General features: G+C 69.6%; 15 protein-coding genes and 1 tRNA gene. 7 read left to right on the top strand and 9 right to left on the bottom strand.

Going from position 1 to position 18,596, the window contains the following annotated elements; translation table 11 throughout:
* The first annotated feature begins 108 nt into the window (after nt 1-108).
* Nucleotides 109-1,494 carry an NAD(P)/FAD-dependent oxidoreductase gene (locus OG496_RS24685; protein ID WP_019064029.1) on the top strand — a complete coding sequence of 462 codons (1,386 nt, stop codon included), beginning with the start codon at nt 109-111 and terminating at the stop codon, nt 1,492-1,494.
* 230 nt (nt 1,495-1,724) lie between these two features.
* Nucleotides 1,725-3,017: a class I SAM-dependent methyltransferase gene (locus OG496_RS24680; RefSeq protein WP_405972422.1), complete on the top strand. Its 1,293-nt coding sequence runs from the start codon at nt 1,725-1,727 to the stop codon at nt 3,015-3,017.
* A 67-nt stretch (nt 3,018-3,084) separates the two neighbouring features.
* Here the strand turns inward: OG496_RS24680 and OG496_RS24675 are convergent, their stop codons facing one another.
* A complete protein-coding gene (locus OG496_RS24675; protein ID WP_405972421.1) occupies nt 3,085-5,613 on the bottom strand; it encodes an ABC transporter permease in 2,529 nt (842 codons plus the stop codon).
* Between the two features lie 432 nt (nt 5,614-6,045).
* Nucleotides 6,046-6,816, bottom strand: coding sequence for an ABC transporter ATP-binding protein (locus OG496_RS24670; protein WP_366497022.1), 771 nt, complete (start codon nt 6,814-6,816; stop codon nt 6,046-6,048).
* A gap of 438 nt (nt 6,817-7,254) precedes the next feature.
* Here OG496_RS24670 and OG496_RS24665 point away from each other — a divergent pair.
* The 3 genes from OG496_RS24665 to OG496_RS24655 all read left to right on the top strand — a co-directional run bounded on the left by OG496_RS24665 (nt 7,255) and on the right by OG496_RS24655 (nt 9,771).
* Nucleotides 7,255-7,341: transfer RNA gene (locus OG496_RS24665), tRNA-Leu, on the top strand.
* Nucleotides 7,342-7,527: 186 nt separating this feature from the next.
* Nucleotides 7,528-8,712, top strand: coding sequence for a 4-hydroxybenzoate 3-monooxygenase (locus OG496_RS24660; RefSeq protein WP_405972420.1), 1,185 nt, complete (start codon nt 7,528-7,530; stop codon nt 8,710-8,712).
* A 171-nt stretch (nt 8,713-8,883) separates the two neighbouring features.
* Nucleotides 8,884-9,771 (top strand): Bax inhibitor-1/YccA family protein, encoded by an 888-nt coding sequence (locus tag OG496_RS24655; protein WP_366497024.1) that lies wholly within the window; start codon nt 8,884-8,886, stop codon nt 9,769-9,771.
* 69 nt (nt 9,772-9,840) lie between these two features.
* Here OG496_RS24655 and OG496_RS24650 read toward each other — a convergent pair whose 3' ends face one another.
* Complete coding sequence (locus OG496_RS24650) at nt 9,841-10,071, bottom strand: DUF4287 domain-containing protein (RefSeq protein ID WP_026151524.1); 231 nt, start codon at nt 10,069-10,071, stop codon at nt 9,841-9,843.
* Nucleotides 10,072-10,173: 102 nt separating this feature from the next.
* Between OG496_RS24650 and OG496_RS24645 the strand changes: the two genes are divergently transcribed.
* Nucleotides 10,174-10,485, top strand: coding sequence for a hypothetical protein (locus OG496_RS24645; protein ID WP_405972419.1), 312 nt, complete (start codon nt 10,174-10,176; stop codon nt 10,483-10,485).
* Nucleotides 10,486-10,721: 236 nt separating this feature from the next.
* Here the strand turns inward: OG496_RS24645 and OG496_RS24640 are convergent, their stop codons facing one another.
* The 3 genes from OG496_RS24640 to OG496_RS24630 form a co-directional block, all read right to left on the bottom strand.
* On the bottom strand, nt 10,722-11,510 hold the full coding sequence (locus OG496_RS24640; RefSeq protein WP_366497026.1) for a hypothetical protein: 789 nt from the start codon (nt 11,508-11,510) through the stop codon (nt 10,722-10,724).
* A 274-nt stretch (nt 11,511-11,784) separates the two neighbouring features.
* The gene (locus OG496_RS24635) at nt 11,785-13,005 is read right to left on the bottom strand and encodes an acetyl-CoA C-acetyltransferase (RefSeq protein ID WP_405972418.1); all 1,221 of its coding nucleotides are present in this window, start codon (nt 13,003-13,005) and stop codon (nt 11,785-11,787) included.
* A 213-nt stretch (nt 13,006-13,218) separates the two neighbouring features.
* The gene (locus OG496_RS24630) at nt 13,219-14,256 is read right to left on the bottom strand and encodes an SGNH/GDSL hydrolase family protein (RefSeq protein ID WP_366497028.1); all 1,038 of its coding nucleotides are present in this window, start codon (nt 14,254-14,256) and stop codon (nt 13,219-13,221) included.
* A gap of 146 nt (nt 14,257-14,402) precedes the next feature.
* On the opposite strand from OG496_RS24630, the gene OG496_RS24625 reads away from it, so the two are divergent.
* Nucleotides 14,403-15,794, top strand: coding sequence for a cystathionine beta-synthase (locus OG496_RS24625; RefSeq protein ID WP_366497029.1), 1,392 nt, complete (start codon nt 14,403-14,405; stop codon nt 15,792-15,794).
* Nucleotides 15,795-16,125: 331 nt separating this feature from the next.
* Here the strand turns inward: OG496_RS24625 and OG496_RS24620 are convergent, their stop codons facing one another.
* The 3 genes from OG496_RS24620 to OG496_RS24610 are packed head-to-tail and all read right to left on the bottom strand — an operon-like array spanning nt 16,126 to nt 18,419.
* Nucleotides 16,126-16,950, bottom strand: coding sequence for a helix-turn-helix transcriptional regulator (locus OG496_RS24620; RefSeq protein WP_366497030.1), 825 nt, complete (start codon nt 16,948-16,950; stop codon nt 16,126-16,128).
* 10 nt (nt 16,951-16,960) lie between these two features.
* Nucleotides 16,961-17,521: an NADPH-dependent FMN reductase gene (locus OG496_RS24615; RefSeq protein ID WP_405972417.1), complete on the bottom strand. Its 561-nt coding sequence runs from the start codon at nt 17,519-17,521 to the stop codon at nt 16,961-16,963.
* A 25-nt stretch (nt 17,522-17,546) separates the two neighbouring features.
* Entirely contained in the window at nt 17,547-18,419 is an 873-nt protein-coding gene (locus OG496_RS24610; RefSeq protein ID WP_405972416.1) for an oxidoreductase, read from the bottom strand.
* Nucleotides 18,420-18,596: the final 177 nt, after the last annotated feature.

The raw sequence follows: 18,596 nt of genomic DNA, 5'->3' as shown, positions 1-18,596 counted from the left end.
CGCGGAGTGACTTGGATCATGCGAGTCGCGGAGGATAACACACCCCCCACCCAAGCTTGTGAAGGGGCGCACGAGCGACCCCCCTGGGGCAGGTGGATACTCGATGCCATGAGCACCACGGAGCGTCCCAGGATCCTCGTAGTAGGCGGTGGGTACGTAGGCCTGTACGCAGCTCGGCGCATTCTCAAGAAGATGCGCTACGGCGAGGCGACCGTCACGGTCGTCGACCCCCGGTCGTACATGACCTACCAGCCCTTCCTCCCCGAAGCCGCCGCCGGCAGCATCTCCCCTCGGCACGTCGTCGTCCCGTTGCGACGCGTGCTGCCGAAGGCGGAGGTCCTCACCGGCCGGGTCACCACCATCGACCAGGACCGCAAGGTCGCCACGATCGCCCCCCTCGTGGGCGAGGCGTACGAGCTGCCTTTCGACTACCTCGTCATCGCGATGGGCGCGGTCTCCCGCACCTTCCCGATCCCCGGCCTCGCCGAGCAGGGCATCGGCATGAAGGGCATCGAGGAGTCCATCGGCCTGCGCAACCACGTCCTTGAGCAGCTCGACAAGGCCGACTCCACCACCGACGAGGAGATCCGCCGCAAGGCGCTCACCTTCGTCTTCGTCGGCGGCGGTTTCGCCGGTGCGGAGACCATCGGTGAGGTCGAGGACATGGCCCGGGACGCGGCCAAGTACTACAACAACGTCTCCCGCGAGGACATGCGCTTCGTCCTCGTCGACGCCGCCGACAAGATCCTCCCGGAGGTCGGCCCCAAGCTCGGCCTCTACGGCAAGGAGCACCTGGAGAGCCGCGGGATCGAGATCTACCTCTCGACCTCGATGGACTCCTGCGTCGACGGTCACGTCGTGCTGAAGAACGGCCTTGAGGTCGACTCCAACACGATCGTGTGGACGGCCGGCGTCAAGCCGAACCCCGTTCTCTCCCGCTTCGGCCTCCCGCTCGGCCCGCGCGGTCACGTCGACGCCCAGCCGACCCTCCAGGTCACGGGCACCGACTACGTCTGGGCCGCCGGCGACAACGCCCAGGTGCCCGACATCGCCTCCCGCAAGGCCGGCGTCGAGAACGCCTGGTGCCCGCCGAACGCCCAGCACGCGCTGCGCCAGGCGAAGGTCCTCGGCGACAACGTGATCTCCGGTATGCGGGGCTTCCCGCAGAAGGAGTACTCGCACGCCAACAAGGGTGCGGTCGCCGGTCTCGGCCTGCACAAGGGCGTCGCGATGATCGTCATGGGCAAGGTGAAGATCAAGGTCAAGGGCCGTCTCGCCTGGTACATGCACCGCGGCTACCACGGTCTGGCCATGCCGACCTGGAACCGCAAGATCCGCGTCTTCGCCGACTGGACGCTCGCGATGTTCCTCAAGCGCGAGGTCGTCTCGCTCGGCGCCATGGAGAACCCCCGCGAGGAGTTCTACGAGGCCGCCAAGCCGGCGCCGGCTCCGGCCGCCGCCGCGAAGACCGAGGAGAAGGCCAAGGCCTCCTGACCCCCTCCGGTCACCGCTGACCCGTAGTACCCGTAGTACCTGTTACGCCCGAAGGGGCCGTCCGCCATCCGTGGTGCGGGCGGCCCCTTCGGCGTGCTGCACGTGTCACCTTCATGGCTGCTACACCTATTTTGCCTACTCGTAACGCTCAAGCAGGACTGCGGTCGGGCCTGGCCGGTGTTTACGTAGTGATGGACAATTCCGGGATCCGCGTCACGGAGGTGTGCGCCATGGCTGATGCCGCGCTGCGGCTCAAATCCCTCTTCGAACAGCTACTGGGAACCCCCATCCCGGTGCGCATCCGCGCCTGGGACGGTTCCGAGGCAGGACCGCCCGATGCGCCGACCTTGGTCGTACGTAATCGCCGTGCCCTGCGCCGACTCCTGTGGAAGCCCGGCGAACTGGGCATGGCACGCGCCTGGGTCGCCGGCGACCTGGACATCGAGGGCGACCTGTACGCCGGGCTCGACCGGATGTCCGCCCTCGTGTGGGAGCGCGGCGAGGACGCCCGCACCCTCGCCCAGGCCCTGCGCGACCCCGAGGTACGGTCCGCCGTACGCGGGCTGGTGAAGCTCGGCGGGCTCCCGCTGCCGCCCGCCCCGCCCCCGGAGGAGGTCCGCCGCAGCCGCGCCCACCTCCACACCAAACGCACCGACAAACGCGCCATCAGCCACCACTACGACGTCGGCAACGAGTTCTACGAGATCGTCCTCGGCCCCTCGATGGTCTACTCGTGCGCCTACTGGGACTCCCCGGACGGCACGTTGGAGGACGCCCAGCGCGACAAGCTCGAACTCATCTGCCGCAAGCTGGAGCTGACGCCGGGGCAGCGACTCCTCGACGTCGGCTGCGGCTGGGGTTCGATGGCGATCCACGCGGCCCGCGAGTACGGCGTGAGCGTGGTCGGCGTGACCCTCTCGCAGGAACAGGCGGCCTACGCCCGTAAGCGCGTCGCCGAGGAGGGTCTCACCGACAAGGTCGAGATCCGCGTCCAGGACTACCGTGACGTCACCGACGGGCCCTACGACGCCATCTCCTCCGTCGGGATGGCCGAACACGTGGGTACCGAGCGGTACTTGGAGTACGCCAGGGACCTCTTCGCATTGCTCAAGCCGGGCGGGCGGCTGCTGAACCACCAGATCGCCCGCCGCCCGTGGCAGGACGAATCGGCGTACGACATCGACGAGTTCATCGACGCGTACGTCTTCCCCGACGGTGAACTCGCCCCGATCGGCACCACCGTGACCCAGCTGGAGAGTGCCGGGTTCGAGGTGCGGGACGTCGAGGCGATCCGCGAGCACTACGCGCTCACCCTGCGCCGCTGGGTCGCCAACCTGGAGTCCGAGTGGCGGCGCGCGGTCGGGATCGTCGGCGCCGGGCGGGCCCGCGTGTGGCGCCTCTACATGGCGGCCTCCGTGCTCGGGTTCGAGCGCAACCGCATAGGGGTCAACCAGGTGTTGGCGGTCCGGACTCCCGAACAGGGTGATTCCGGGATGCCGTTGCGCGCCCGCACCTGGAACTGAGCACGCTCGGCAGAGAGCAGAAAGGGGCCCCGATCCTTACCGGAACGGGGCCCCAACTCATGTACCGCTACTCGGACTTGATGGCCGACAGCATGTTCAGCTTGGCCGCGCGCCGGGCCGGCCACAGTGCCGCCAGGACGCCGACCGTGCCCGCGAGGAGCAGGAAGAGCGCCATCCGGGCCCAGGGGATGACCAGTTCGTACGTCGCCATCTTCGAGCCGATCAGCTCACCGGCCGCCCAGCCGAAGAACACGCCCAACCCGATGCCGAGCACCCCGCCGAAGAGCGAGATGACCAGGGACTCCAGGCGGACCATCCGCTTGATGCCCTTGCGGTCGAGGCCGATCGCGCGCAGCATCCCGATCTCCTGCGAGCGCTCGAAGACCGACATGGCCAGGGTGTTGATGACCCCGAGGACCGCGACGATCACCGCCATGGCGAGCAGGCCGTAGACCATGTTGAGGATCAGGGTGAAGACCTGCGCGATGCTGTCGGAGAGGTCCTTCTTGTCCTGGACCTTGACGGCCGGGTTGGAGCCGAGGGCCTTCTCCAGCCTGTCCTTCGTCGAACTCGACGCGCCGTCGGCGGTCTTGACGAGGATCTGCATGTCGGCCGGGTCGGTCTGGTGCGGGGCGAGCGTCGCGTTGTCGAGCATGATGCCGCGGATGAGTGCGTTGCCCTCGTAGACCGCGGAGACGGTGAGCTGCTGCGCCTTGCCGTCCTCGTAGTGCGTGGTGAACGTCGAACCGGCCTTCCAGCCATAGGACTTGGCCGTGTCGTCGTCCACGACGACCTGCGTGCCGGCGACCTTGAAGGTGCCGCTGTCGACCTTGAGGTCGGTGAGCTTGGCGATGGCGGAGCCGTTGACGCCCGTCAGGAACTCGGACTTGCCGTCGATGCGCGAGGGGGCGTTGCGCAGCGGGCTGGAGGCGGTGATGCCGGAGGTGGTGGTGAGGGTCTTGTCGACGTCCGGGGAGAGCGAGTTGCCGTTCGCCATCGAGACGATGTAGTCGGCGCTGATCGCGGACGAGGCCATCTTGTCGATCGCCTGCTGGAGGCTGCCCGCCATCACCGTCATGCCGGTGATGAGGGTGAGGCCGATCATCAGCGCGGAGGCGGTGGCGGCCGTACGGCGCGGGTTGCGCACCGAGTTCTGGCGGGCCAGCTTGCCGGAGATCCCGAAGATCCGCAGGACCGGTGCCGAGGCCGCGATCAGCGGGCGGGACAGCAGAGGGGTCAGGATGAACACACCGATGATGAGGAGTACGGCGCCGAGGCCCATGGGTGCCTGGCCGTCCGAACCGCTCATCGTCGTGGCCGCGATGACGACGGCGATGCCCGCGCCGGAGAACAGCGCGCCGAGCGTGTTGCGCAGCACCAGGGACTTGGTGGTGGCCGTCGCGTACAGGCTGCTCATCGCGGCGACCGGCGGGATCTTCGCGGCGCGGCGGCCGGGCAGCCAGGCGGCGAGCATCGTGATGAGGATGCCGACCGCGAGGGCGCTGAGGACCGTGCCCGAGGTGATGATGAGCGGGCCGTCCGGGACGGTCGCGCCGATCGTGCCCATCAGGGCGCGCAGCCCGGCGCCGATGCCGATGCCGGCGAGCAGACCGGCCACCGCGGCGACCGCGCCGACCACGAACGCCTCAAGCAGCACCGACCGCGTGACCTGCCGACGCGAGGCGCCGACGGCGCGCAACAGGGCCAGTTCCTTGGTGCGTTGGGCGACCAGCATGGTGAAGGTGTTGGCGATGATGAACGTGCCGACGAACAGCGCGATGCCCGCGAAGACCAGCAGCCCCGACTTCAGCCCGCTCATCGAGGAGGCGATCGTCTCGGCCTGGTCGTCGGCGAGCTTCTTGGCGGTGGTGGTCTCGGTGAGGCCCTTCGGCAGGGCACTGTCCAGTTGCGTCTTCAGCGCGGCCTGACTGGTCCCGGCCGCGGCCTTCACGTCGATCTCGTCGTACGTGCCCGCCTTGCCGAACAGCTTCTGCGCGGTCGCGGTGTCGAAGAGGGCGAGGCTGCCGCCGGCGGCGACGTTGCCGTCGTCGGTGGTGAAGATGCCGGTGATCTTCGGGGTCAGGACGGGGCCGTCGACCGAGATGCGCACGGTGTCGCCGACCTTGTACCCGGCGCGCTTCGCGGTCTCCGAGTCGATCGCGACCTCACCCGAACCATGCGGTGCGGCACCGGACTTGAGGGGGTAGCGGGCGTCCTTGTCCCCCCAGTAGTTGCCGCCCTCCGACTGGAAGCCGCCGCCGATGAGCTTGCCCTTCTTGTCGGCGATGGCGGTGAAGCCGTTGACGACACCGGTCGCGGACGCGGCCCCCGGCACCTTGGCGCTGGTGTCGAGCATGGCCTGGGTCAGCTCGGGCGTCTTGCCGACCGTGTCGCCCTTGTCGTCCTGGTACTTGGCCTTCACGGCGACGTCGACCTGGTCGAAGCCCTTGGCCGAGCTGTTCTGGAAGGCGTTCGAGATGGTGTTGGTGAAGACCAGGGTCCCCGACACGAACGCGACGCCGAGCATCACGGCGAGCACGGTCATGAGGAGCCGGGCCTTGTGCGCGAGTACGTTGCGCAAGGCGGTACGGAACATGGGTTGTCTCAGTCCAGGTCTACGAGGGGCTGGCCGGGGCGGTGAAGCCGGCGCCGGGGCGGCGGAGTTGATGGCCTCGGCAGTGAGGTCGGCGGCCGGGGCTCTGACATCGCGGCCAGGGCGGTGGAGTTGGGTGCTGGGGTTGCGAAGTCAGTTGCCCGGGCGGTGAGGCTGGGTGCGCCGGCGGTGAAGCCGGGTGCCGGGGCGGCGAAGTCGGGTATGGGGCGGCTGAGTTGAGGACCGGGGCGACGAAGTCGAGGTTCCGGGCAGCGGAGTCGAAACCCCGGCGGTGAGCCGGGGGCCGGGATGGCGAAGGCGGGTGCCCGGGTGGTGAAGGCAGGTGTCCGAGTGGCTAAGTTGTTTGCCCGCACCGCGAGTTGATGGACCGTCAGCAGGATCACCGGGTCAGTTGGGCACCCGGTCGGCGGAACGTCAGCTGGTGCGGCCCTTCGCGTCGAACTGCTTCATGCGGTCGAGCACCGAGTCCGCGGTCGGCTCGTAGACCTCGTCGACGATGCGGCCGTCCGCGAGGAACACCACCCGGTCCGCGTACGCCGCCGCCACCGGGTCGTGGGTCACCATGACCACCGTCTGCCCCAGCTCCCGTACGGAGTTGCGGAGGAAGCCCAGCACCTCGGCGCCGGAGCGCGAGTCCAGGTTTCCGGTCGGCTCGTCGCCGAAGATGATGTCGGGGCGGGAGGCCAACGCCCGTGCCACGGCGACGCGTTGCTGCTGGCCGCCGGAGAGTTCGGACGGCCGGTGCTTCAGGCGGTCGGCGAGACCGATCATCGTGATCACCGAGTCCAGCCACTGCTTGTCCGGCTTGCGGCCCGCGATGTCCATCGGGAGCGTGATGTTCTCCAGGGCCGTCAGCGTCGGCAGCAGGTTGAACGCCTGGAAGATGAAACCGATCTTGTCCCGGCGCAACTTCGTGAGCTGCTTGTCCTTCAGGGAACCCAGCTCGGTGTCACCGATGGTCACGGAACCGGACGAGAAGGTGTCCAGGCCGGCCACGCAGTGCATCAGCGTGGACTTGCCGGACCCCGAGGGGCCCATGATCGCGGTGAACTCGGCCTGCCGGAAGGCGATGGAGACCCGGTCGAGGGCGACCACCTGGGTCTCGCCCTGTCCGTAGATCTTGGAAAGATCCGTGGCACGCGCGGCCACGGAGGTGGTCCGGTCGGCGATGGGGGTGGTGGTCACGGAGGGCGCTCCTGTCGGGACGACGGTATTGCTGGATACGCCACCCATCCTCTCGGCCCCATCGCGCCGTGTAGTCAGCCGCTGTTCCGGTTCCGGGGGCAGCCTTCAGTCGGACTGCGCTCAGCGGTGTCATACCTGGGGATGAGGACCACCCCTGAGACAAGTCCCGAGACAGCCCCCGAGACGGCCCCTGGGCCCGCCTCTGTGAACGATCCCGTCAAGAACCGGTGGAGCACCCTCGTTCGGGCGGTGAAATTCCGTCATTCCGCATACGAGGCCCCAGAACGCACGCAAGGCTGTTGGCAAGTGCTGATGGCGCATTCCGTGGTCTGATGCACCCTCAGACATCAATAAAATAAGACAACATCGGTCCGCCTGCCCGCTGTTGGGGACGCGCGTCCCGATAGGCTCGTGACCTCGATGCGGAGCCCACGGCCTGCCCGGATGGTGGAATGCAGACACGGCGAGCTTAAACCTCGCTGCCCCTTCGCGGGCGTGCCGGTTCAAGTCCGGCTCCGGGCACCATCGCAGTTACTGGGCGTGACTGGCGGGAACGGTGAGTTGCCGTAGCCCCCCTCGACACCCCTCGTCACCCCCTCCCGGACCGTTGACAGGTGACCCATGCGGTCGGAGACTTAAGGCGTACCAATAAGGTGAAAAGAATTTCACCAGGCGAACATCAGAACGGCCCACGCTCGAAGGGAACCCCCGATGCGTACCACCGTCGGCATCATCGGAGCCGGCCCCGCCGGGCTCCTCCTCGCCCGGTTGCTGCACAACGCCGGGATCGACTCGGTCGTGCTGGAGAGCCGGGACCGGGAGTACGTCGAGCACCGGCAGCGGGCCGGGATCCTGGAGCAGGGCACGGTCGACGTGCTGCGCGCGGCGGGCGCCGGTGAGCGGATGGACCGGGAGGGGCTGCGGCACGACGGGATCGAGCTGCGGTTCGACCGGAAGCGACACCGGGTGGACTTCCCGGCCCTCACCGGCGGCCGGAGCGTCACGGTCTACGCGCAGACCGAGGTGTGCAAGGACCTGATCGCCCTTCAACTCGCGGACGGCGGGCCGCTGTTGTTCGAGGCGGAGGCATTGGCGGTGGAGGGGGCCGACACCGACCACCCCCGCGTCCGCTTCCGGCACCAGGGCCGCGAGGACGTCCTCGACTGCGACTACGTCGTCGGCTGCGACGGGTTCTGGGGCGTCGCCCGCAACGCGATCCCCGCCGAGCTCACCCGCGTCTTCGAACGGTCGTACCCCTACGCCTGGCTCGGCATCCTCGCCGACGTCGCGCCCTCCCACGACGAGCTCGTCTACGCCCGCCACGAGCGCGGCTTCGCCCTCCTCTCCATGCGCTCCCCGTCCGTCTCCCGTCTCTACCTCCAGGTGGAGGAGGGTGCGGACGCCGAGAAGTGGAGCGACGACGACATCTGGGGCGAACTGGAGCGACGGTTCGAGACCGAGGACGGGTGGCGGCTGGAGCGCGGTCCCATCACCCAGAAGTCCGTCACCCCGATGCGGTCGTACGTCCACGAGCCCATGCGGTACGGGCGGCTCTTCCTTGCCGGTGACGCCGCGCACATCGTGCCGCCGACCGGGGCCAAGGGGCTCAACCTCGCCGTCGGCGACGTCGTCACCTTCGCGAGGGCGCTGACGTACAAGAAGGAGACGGGGAGCGAGGAGCGGCTCGACGAGTACTCCGCCACCTGTCTGCGGCGGGTGTGGCAGGCCGAGCGGTTCTCCTACGACATGACGAGCCTCCTGCACCGCGCGCCCGACGCGACGGCCTTCGAGGGGCGGCTCCAGCTGGCCCGGCTGGAGCGGATCGCGACCTCGCGGGCGGCCGAGACGGATCTTGCCGAGGCGTACACCGGGTTCCCTCTCGATGAACAGGGATAAGGGGGCTCTAAGAGGGGCGTCACGGCTTGGTACCAGTGTTCGCACGGCGTGCGATCCACCGCGTACCTTGGCAGGACGAGGGGAAGATCCTCCCCAAGAGGTAGGGTCAATCCTTTGCCTACCTATTACTCTTGAGCCCAAGGCCGCGCGAGGCGGCCATGGAGGAGTGAAATGAGGAGCAGAAACCCGGTCTTCTCGCGACGGGGGTTCAGCCGCGACAACGGCTACGCGGGCTTCAACACCGCGCCGCAGGCCGGGGGCCCCGCCGTAGGGACGCAGGGCAACCCCTACGCGGGCGGTAACCCGTACGCGCAGAACCCGTACGCCCAGCAGGACCTTCAGCAGGGTGCACCACCGCAGGCCCCGGCCACCACCGGCCGGATGACCATGGACGACGTGGTCCTGCGCACCGGCACCACCCTCGGCACGCTGATCGTGACGGCCGCGCTCGCCTGGGCGCTGCTCCCGGTCGACGACGCCAACATCAGCCGTTCGTACGGCATCGGGATCGGCGCCGCGCTGATCGCGATGGTGCTGGCGTTCGTCCAGTCCTTCAAGCGCAAGCCCGTCCCGGCGCTGATCCTGTCGTACGCCGCCCTGGAAGGCGTCTTCCTCGGCGTCGTCTCCAGCGTCGTCGACAACCGCATCGCGAGCGGCGCGGCCATGCAGGCCGTGATCGGCACGATGGCGGTCTTCGCCGGCGTGCTCATCGCGTACCGCGCGGGCTGGATCCGCGTGAACCGCCGGTTCTACGGCTTCGTGATGGCGGCCGCGCTCGGCTTCGTGCTGCTGATGGTCGTGAACCTGCTGTTCGCGGTGTTCGGCGGCGGTGACGGCCTCGGCTTCCGCAGCGGCCCGCTCGGCATCTTCTTCGGTGTCGTCGGCATCATCCTCGGCGCGTGCTTCCTCGCCCTCGACTTCAAGCAGGTCGAGGACGGGATCGCCTACGGCGCGCCCAAGGAAGAGGCCTGGCTCGCGGCCTTCGGGCTCACGCTGACGCTGGTGTGGATCTACATGGAGTTCCTGCGGCTCATCTCGATCCTCAACAGCAACAACTAGCGGTCCTCACGATCGCGGAAGGGCCCCGGGTTCGTTCCCGGGGCCCTTCGTCATGTCCGTGGTGCGCGCCTAGAGCAGTTTGCGCGCGGCCCTCCTCAGGTCGTACTCGTGAATGATCGCCTTGGCGTGGCCGTACGCGAGGTCGTGCTCGGCGCGGAGCCAGCTGACCTTCTCCTCGAAGCGGAAGAGGGCGGGGCCTTCGTCGACGGTGCGCAGCCAGTCGGATACTTCACGACCGGTGCAATGGGGGATGCGGGCGAGCATGTTGCGATGGGTCTCCTGGGAGAACACTTGGGACATCGGCGCCTCCGGACGCATGGGGTGTAAGCCGGTCCTTCAGGTCACCGTGCCTGAGCGTTCGCCCGTTGGCAACAGTCCCGGTACGGCGCGTAGTCTCGCGGCGTGGTGGATACGACGCGGTTGACTCAAGCGGTGGATCACTTTGCGGACCGGCTCAGGGCTGCGCCGCAGAGTCGTTTGCAGAGGGGTGCCGCCGGCGAGGCTCTGGGGCTGGCCAGGGAGTTTGCCCTGTGGGCGCAGCGGGTTGAGGATCCCTCGGGGGTACCTCGGGAGATGCCGGACGCGGGGATGTTCGCCGCGGCGGATCAAATCACCGTTGCTGTCCATGACTTGGCGGTTGTGCTGGTGAACGACGCCGAGGTCGAGCAGGCGGTGGGGTTGGTCGCGGAGGCGCAGAAGAGGGCGGGCGTCTGAGGTTCGTTGGCGGCTGCGGGTGCGTCGTGGCTGGTCGCGCCCGCGCGGCGGAGCCGCACATTGACACGGCCCCGAGCCCCTAAAAAACCGCTGGCCCGCCGTTTGCGGCTTGCGGTCCGTCGTGGCTGGTCGCGCCCCTAAAAACGTACGCTCGCCGTGTTCCTTTAGGGGTGCGGGGAACTGCGCGAGCAACCCCCACGCGCCCCCACCCGACGAAGCACCGTGACGCCCCGGATTCAAAGCGACGCTATGACCCTGTCCGCCAGGATGTACACGTTCTCCTCGCCGCACGCGAACGTCAACGTGTAGGCGCCCGATACTCCCGAGCCGCCCAGCAGGAACGGGGTTTCGCCGGCGTGGAGGGCTGCGGCGAGGCGTTCGGCGGTTTCGCGGTGGCCCGGGGTCATGCAGAGGGTGGTGCCGTCGGCGAAGACGTAGACGTCGAGGGTGCCGAGGGGGCCGGGGCGGACGTCGGCCAGTTCCACGGCGGACTCGGCCAGCTCCTCCAGTGTCGCCACCGTGCGTTCGTGGTCGTTCGCGACCGGTGACTGGGCCGGGACGAAGTCCGGGTGGGAGGGGTGGCGGCGGCGGGCCGCGGCCAGTTCGGGGGACTCGCCGGCGAACTCGTCGGCGTCCGCGGAGAACTCGGTGACCGGCTCCAGCGGTTCGAGGCCCACGAAGTCGCTCTGGCGGGGCAGGAACAGCTCGCTGTCGGGCAGACCCAGCAGGGTCGGCACCTCGGTGTCGCGGGCTTCCTGGGCGGCCCAGAAGGCCCGTGCCTCGGCCAGTTCCCGCTCCCGCTCCTCGGCCAGCGCCTCGGCCACGGCGGCGCGTATCTCATCCGCGTCGGTGTGGCTGCGGGCGGCGGGCACGAGCGCCCGTACGGCGGCGGCCCGGCCCTCGGCCAGTTCGGTGTGCAGGGCCGCTACCTGGCGACGGAGCACCAAGAGGGTGCGCAGGACGGCGACGCCCACGGCGCCTGTGGCGGCCGTGGTGAGCAGCAAAGCGATCGGCATGGCGCTCACTGACGTACTCCCGGTTCAAAGTCGACCCCCGACTTCCTACATCAGCTTGAAGGGCGGACTAACCAGCTGTCAGTGCGTAACGTCACGAAACGGGCAGGACTTTGGGCCCGGTGTTTGGCGGTGAAACGGTCCTGACCTGGGAAAATCCCTCTTCGAAGGGAGATAGGTCACATCCTGGGGGAGATTGGATCACAAATCGGCCCAGAACCCAGGTGGTTACTGGGTTCCGGGCCAAAAGGTGACGCAAAGTTCCCGTACGGCTACGGGGAGTTGGTCAGCTGAGGCGCTCGATGACCATCGCCATGCCCTGGCCGCCGCCCACGCACATCGTCTCCAGACCGAACTGCTTGTCGTGGAACTGGAGGGAGTTGATCAACGTGCCGGTGATGCGGGCGCCGGTCATGCCGAAGGGGTGGCCGACGGCGATCGCGCCGCCGTTCACGTTCAGCTTCTCCAGCGGGATGTTCAGGTCGCGGTAGGACGGGATCACCTGGGCGGCGAACGCCTCGTTGATCTCGAACAGGTCGATGTCGTCGACGGTGAGACCGGCGCGGCCCAGCGCCTGCTTCGACGCCTCGACCGGGCCGAGGCCCATGATCTCGGGGGAGAGGCCGGAGACGCCGGTCGACACGATCCGGGCCAGGGGCGTGAGGCCGAGCTCGCGGGCCTTCGTGTCGCTCATGATGACGACCGCCGCGGCGCCGTCGTTCAGCGGGCAGCAGTTGCCGGCCGTGACCAGGCCGTCGGGGCGGAACACCGGCTTCAGGCCGGAGACGCCCTCCAGGGTGACGCCGGCGCGCGGGCCGTCGTCCTTCGACACGACCGTGCCGTCGGGCAGCGTGACCGGGGTGATCTCGCGCTCCCAGAAGCCGTTCTTGATGGCTTCCTCGGCGAGGTTCTGCGAGCGGACGCCGAACTCGTCCATGTCCTGGCGGGTGACGCCCTTGATCCGGGCGAGGTTCTCCGCGGTCTGGCCCATCGCGATGTACGGGTCGGGGAGCAGGCCGTCCTCGCGCGGGTCGTGCCAGCTCGCGCCCTCGCTCGCGGCGACCTCGGCGGTACGGGCCTCGGCCTCGGCGAAGATCGGGTTGCGCGTGTCCGGGAGGCTGTCGGAGTTGCCCTTGACGAACCGGGACACCATCTCGACACCGGCCGAGATGAAGACGTCGCCCTCGCCGGCCTTGATGGCGTGCAGGGCCATGCGGCTGGTCTGGAGGGACGAGGAACAGTAACGGGTGATCGTGCAGCCCGGCAGGTGGTCCATGCCCATCTGCACGGCGACGATCCGGCCGAGGTTGCTGCCCTGCTCGCCGCCGGGGAGGCCGCAGCCGAGCATCAGGTCCTCGATGAGCTTCGGGTCCAGCTCGGGGACCTTCGCCAGGGCGGCCTCGATGATCGTGGCGGTGAGGTCGTCGGGGCGCAGGTCCTTGAGGGAGCCCTTGAAGGCGCGGCCGATGGGTGAGCGGGCGGTCGACACGATGACGGCTTCGGGCATCACGGCTCCATTGGCGTACGTACGGTGATGTGCGGGGCTTCTTGGGAAGTTACCCGTACGTATGGCACAGGTCACGGGGATCGCTGTGTGACTCTGGCCGCAGTTTCTAAGCGCTTGCTTGGGCCCCCGGCGGACGAGCGGGCGGGGCGGTGGGGGCGGGCGTCCCTGGGGGCTGCGCCCCCAGACCCCCCATCGGCCTGAACGGCCTCGTCCTCAAACGCCGGACGGGCTGGAGGGTGCCGCCTCCGGTTCCGGGACCCGGCGCCGCTTCCGCCGCTTCAGCAGAGCCCACGGCCCCCGCGGCCCCGTAGGCATCGCCGCCGTGACCTCCGTGCCCGCCTCCGAAGCCGCCTCCGCGGCGGCGCGGGCCACCGGCAGGAAGCCCTCGCGGCGGGACGCGTCCGGGCGGTCTTCTTCCGCCGGCCAGAGGCCCAGGGCGGCGCAGACGGTCGGGAGGATGGCCATCGCCGCCGTCGCGTAGCCCTCCGCCGAGGGGTGGAAGTTGTCCGGGCCGAACAGCTCGCGGGGGTTCGCCGCGAACTCGGGGCCCAGCAGGTCGCCCAGCGACACCGTGCGCCCGCCCTGCTCGACCGTGCCGATCGTCTGGGCCGCCGCCAGCTGTCTGGACGCCCGGCGGGCCAGCCAGCGCAGCGGCTGCTGGACCTGTTCGACCGTCCCGAGGTCGGGACAGGTGCCGACGACCACCTCGGCGCCGGCCGTGCGCAGCCGTCGTACCGTCGCCGAGAGGTGGCGGACCGAGCGGGTCGGGTGCATGCGGTGGGTGACGTCGTTCGCGCCGATCATGATCACGCAGACGTCGGGCACCCGGGTGGTGTCCGCGAGGGCGAGCGCCACCTGGCGGTCCAGGTCGTCGGACTGGGCGCCGGGGAGGGCCACGTTGTGCAGCTCGACCGGGCGTTCCGAGACCGCCGCGAGCCCGGACGCCAGCAGCGCGCCCGGGGTCTGGGCCGCCCGGTGGACGCCCTGGCCCGCCGCCGTGGAGTCGCCGAGCATGGTCAGCCGGATCGGGGGTTCACCCGGGGTGTCGTAGACATGTCCGTACCGGCCGTCCGCGCTCGGCACATGGTTGCTGCCCGGACCATGGCCGTTGCCCACATGGCGCTTCACGAAGCGGACCTCGGCCAGCACCAGCCCGACCGCCGCCGCGCCCACCAGTCCGACCCCGCCACCGCCGTACGCCGCACCGGCCGCGATCCGCCGGGCCACCCGCGCCCTCGACATCCTCGTCATACGTCGCCGCCACCTCCTCTAAGCCGTCATCCACTCCTTGCCCCGAACAGCACGTCGTCCAATCTCAACGGGCGGTGAACGTCATTTCCGGGCCTTACGCTGACAGGACCATTCACGACACTTCTTTGCAGCAACCGGAGACAACGGTGCAATTCCACGACTCGATGATCAGCCTCGTCGGCAACACCCCGCTGCTGAGGCTCAACAGCGTGACCGCGGGCATCCAGGCGACCGTTCTGGCCAAGGTGGAGTACTTCAACCCCGGCGGATCCGTGAAGGACCGCATCGCGCTGCGCATGATCGAGGCGGCCGAGAAGAGCGGGGAGCTTCAGCCCGGCGGCACCATCGTCGAGCCGACCAGCGGCAACACCGGCGTCGGCCTGGCCATCGTCGCCCAGCAGAAGGGGTACCACTGCATCTTCGTGTGCCCCGACAAGGTGTCCACCGACAAGATCAACGTGCTGCGCGCGTACGGCGCCGAGGTGGTCGTGTGCCCGACCGCGGTGGACCCCGAGCACCCGGACTCGTACTACAACGTCTCCGACCGCCTGGTCCGCGAGACGCCGGGCGCCTGGAAGCCGGACCAGTACTCCAACCCGAACAACCCGCTCTCCCACTACCACTCGACCGGCCCCGAGCTCTGGCAGCAGACCGAGGGGAAGATCACCCACTTCGTCGCCGGTGTGGGGACCGGTGGGACCATCTCCGGCACCGGGCGCTACCTCAAGGACGCCAGTGACGGGGCTGTCCAGGTCGTCGGCGCCGACCCCGAGGGGTCCGTGTACTCCGGCGGGTCCGGGCGGCCGTATCTCGTCGAGGGTGTCGGTGAGGACTTCTGGCCGACCGCCTACGACCGGACCGTCGCGGACGAGATCGTCGCCGTGTCCGACAAGGACTCCTTCCAGATGACCCGCCGGCTGGCCAAGGAGGAGGGGCTGCTCGTCGGTGGCTCCTGCGGGATGGCCGTCGTGGCGGCGCTGCGGGTCGCCGAGCGGCTCGGGCCCGACGACGTCGTGGTCGTACTGCTGCCCGACAGCGGGCGCGGGTACCTCTCGAAGATCTTCAACGACGAGTGGATGGCCGACTACGGCTTCCTGGAGGACGAGGGCCCCAGCGCCCGCGTCGCCGACGTCCTCAACGACAAGGTGCACGGCGCCATCCCGTCCCTCGTGCACATGCACCCGGAGGAGTCGGTCGGCGAGGCCATCGAGGTGCTGCGCGAGTACGGCGTCTCGCAGATGCCGATCGTGAAGCCGGGCGCCGGTCACCCCGACGTCATGGCGGCGGAGGTCGTCGGCTCGGTCGTCGAACGGGAGCTGCTGGACGCCCTGTTCACCCAGCGCGCCTCGCTGACCGACCCGCTGGAGAAGCACATGTCGGCCCCGCTGCCGCAGGTCGGCTCCGGTGAGCCGGTGGGCGACCTGATGACCGTGCTGGGCGGCGCCGACGCGGCGATCGTCCTGGTCGAGGGCAAGCCGACCGGTGTCATCAGCCGGCAGGACCTGCTGTCCTTCCTCGCCAAGGGCGGGAAGCAGTAGGAAACGTCCGGTGAACGGGCCGTGCCGACGGCGACTTTGCGGTTGCCCACCGAAACGGTGGACTTCGCGGAAGTGGTACGAGCGCGTCACGTCCACGCAGCACCCGCTTAACAAGCGTCGGGCACATTAGTGGATGTCGGCAGGGCGGGAGCGGCTCCCCGCCTCGCCGACACAAAAACGGCGTCACGGACCTCCGGAGCGGCTCCCGGACCTCCACCGACGCCTAGGACGCGCACGCCCGGCCCTGACCCGGCACGCGTCCCTCGCGGGGACCGCCGTCGTCCCGCCCTCCCGGCAACGGGGGGTGCGGCGGTCCCCGCGCATAGCTTTTCTACGGCCCTGTAGTGGCCCAACTCCCCAGCAGCGCAAGGCGCTCCGCCGTCTCCGAACCCGGCTCCGGTGTGTAGACCACGATCGTCTGGTCCAACTCCCCCGGTACCGCGAGTGTTTCGTACGGCAGGGTCAGCAGGCCCGCGACCGGGTGCCGGACGCGCTTCACGCCGTAGGCGCACTCCTTGACCTCGTGGTCGGCCCACAGACGGCGGAAGTCCTCGCTCCTGACGGAGAGTTCGCCGACCAGGGCGCACAGTTCGGTGTCTCCCTGGTGCCGGCCCGAGTCCACCCGCAGGTTCGCCACGGCCTGGGCGGCGACGGCGGCCCAGTCGGGGTAGAGGTCGCGCGAGGCCGGGTCGAGGAACACATGGCGCGGGATGTTGCGGACGTCGGCGGGCATGGCGCTGAAGCCGCTCAGCGCGTCGGCGAGCGCGTTCCACGCGAGCACGTCCATCCGGCGTCCCAGCACGAACGCAGGCATCCGCTCCATGCCGTCGAGCAGGACCTGGACACCGGAGCGGACCCGGGGCGCGGGCGTCCTGTTCTTCTCGCGCCGAGGGCGGGCCACCGTGCGCAAGTAGTCGTGTTCCGTGTCGTCCAGGCGCAGGACGCGGGCGACGGCGTCGAGCACCGCGTCCGAGACGCTGGGCCCGCGTCCCTGTTCCAGGCGGATGTAGTAGTCGACGCTCACCCCGGCCAGCTGCGCCACCTCCTCGCGGCGCAGCCCGGGCACGCGGCGGCGACCGTGCGAGGGCAGCCCCACCTCCTCGGGCTGGATACGAGCACGGCGTGAGCGCAGGAAGTCTCCGATGTCCCCGTCCATGGGTTCGATGCTAGTGCCGCGTTCGAGGCGGGGAGAGGGCGGCGAGGGCCTGGGTCACGGCGGTGGTGACCTTCGGGTCGTGGGCGGCCTGGTTCCCGTTGAGGGTGCGCGGGCTCAGTACGGGGGTCGGGGCCGGGGTGGTGCGGGCGCCGGTGGCGCGGAGGATCGTCTCCAGGTGGGCTTCCGCGCCGTGGGAGTGGTAGCCGATGACCAGGCCGGTGGCGGGCTTTCCGGCGAGGGGCGAGTCGTCGCGGGGGCGGGAGAGCCAGTCCAGGGCGTTCTTCAGGGCCGCCGAGATGCTGGCGTTGTTGACCGGGCTCAGGACCAGCAGGCTGCCGGCCGAGCTGACCTGGGCGCGCAGGGCGGCCACGCCGGGCGGGGCGGGTTCGGTGTCCAAGTCTTCGTTGAACAGCGGGAGTTGGTCCAGGCTGGTGGCCAGGACGACTTCGTGTCCGGGATGGTCCTGCGCCACGGCCGCGTGGGCGACCTGGGTGGTGACGGCCCCGGCGCGCAGGCTTCCGGACAGGACCAGCGTGCGGTGACGGGCGGCGGATGGCTGCGATTGCGGCATGACAGCGAACTCCAGGGGAGGGGGCTCAGGCGGTGGCGGGGCCGGCGATGGCGTCCAGGGTGCGCAGCGTCTCCGCGGACAGGCCGATCGTCGCGGCGGCGATGTTCTCGGCGAGGTGGGCGCGGGTGGAGGTGCCGGGGATCAGCAGCATCGTGGGGGAGCGGTGCAGCAGCCACGCGAGGGCGATCTGCCGTGCTGTGACGCCGAGTTCGGCCGCGACCTGTTCCAGTGCCTCGGCCTGCAGCGGGCGGAACCCGCCCAGCGGCCAGAACGGTACGAACGCGATGCCCTGCTCGGCGCACCGGTCCACCAGGGCGTCGTCCTGGCGGAAGGCGACGTTGTAGTGGTTCTGCACCGCGACCACCGGTGCGATCCGCCGCGCGGCCTCGACCTGTTCCGCGCTGACGTTGCTGACGCCGAGGTCGCGGATCAGGCCCTGGTCGCGCAGTTCGGCCAGGACCGTGAACGGCTCGACGATGTCGTCCGCCGCCAGGGTGTCCGTCATCCGCAGGTTCACCAGGTCCAGCACCTCCAGACCCAGGTGGTCCAGGTTGTCGTGGACGGCCTGAACCAGCTCCGGCCGCGACAGCGCCGGGGGCCACCCTCGCTCGGCCGTGCGGCGCGCGCCGACCTTGGTGGCGATGCGCAGGCCCTCGCGATAGGGGTGCAGGGCCTCGCGGACCAGCCCGTTCACCAGGTGCGGGCCGTAGTAGTCGCTGGTGTCGAGGTGGGTGATGCCCGCCTCGACCGCGGCGCGCAGGACGGCCAGGGCCTCGTCGCGGTCGCGGGGCGGGCCGTAGGCCATGGGCCCGGCGAGTTGGAGGGCGCCGTAGCCGACGCGGGTCACGGTCAGGGTCTCGGACAGGCGCAGGGTGCCGCCGGGAAGTACGTCGCTCATCGCGAACTCCTTGCTGAGAACTCACTCGGGGGTGGGTCTCAACACTGCCGCCGCGATGACGGAACCGACAGCCGATCACGGCCAGGGCGTACCAAACCTCCAATGGGGTAGATCGCAGCGCCCTGTACTTCCGTCACGGATCGGCCGGACCGGCGCATCGTGCAACGCCTCGATGCC

Source organism: Streptomyces sp. NBC_00988, from assembly GCF_045162645.1.
In the GTDB taxonomy this organism is placed as follows: Bacteria; Actinomycetota; Actinomycetes; order Streptomycetales; family Streptomycetaceae; genus Streptomyces.
This window is presented reverse-complemented; position numbering and strand designations above follow the sequence as displayed.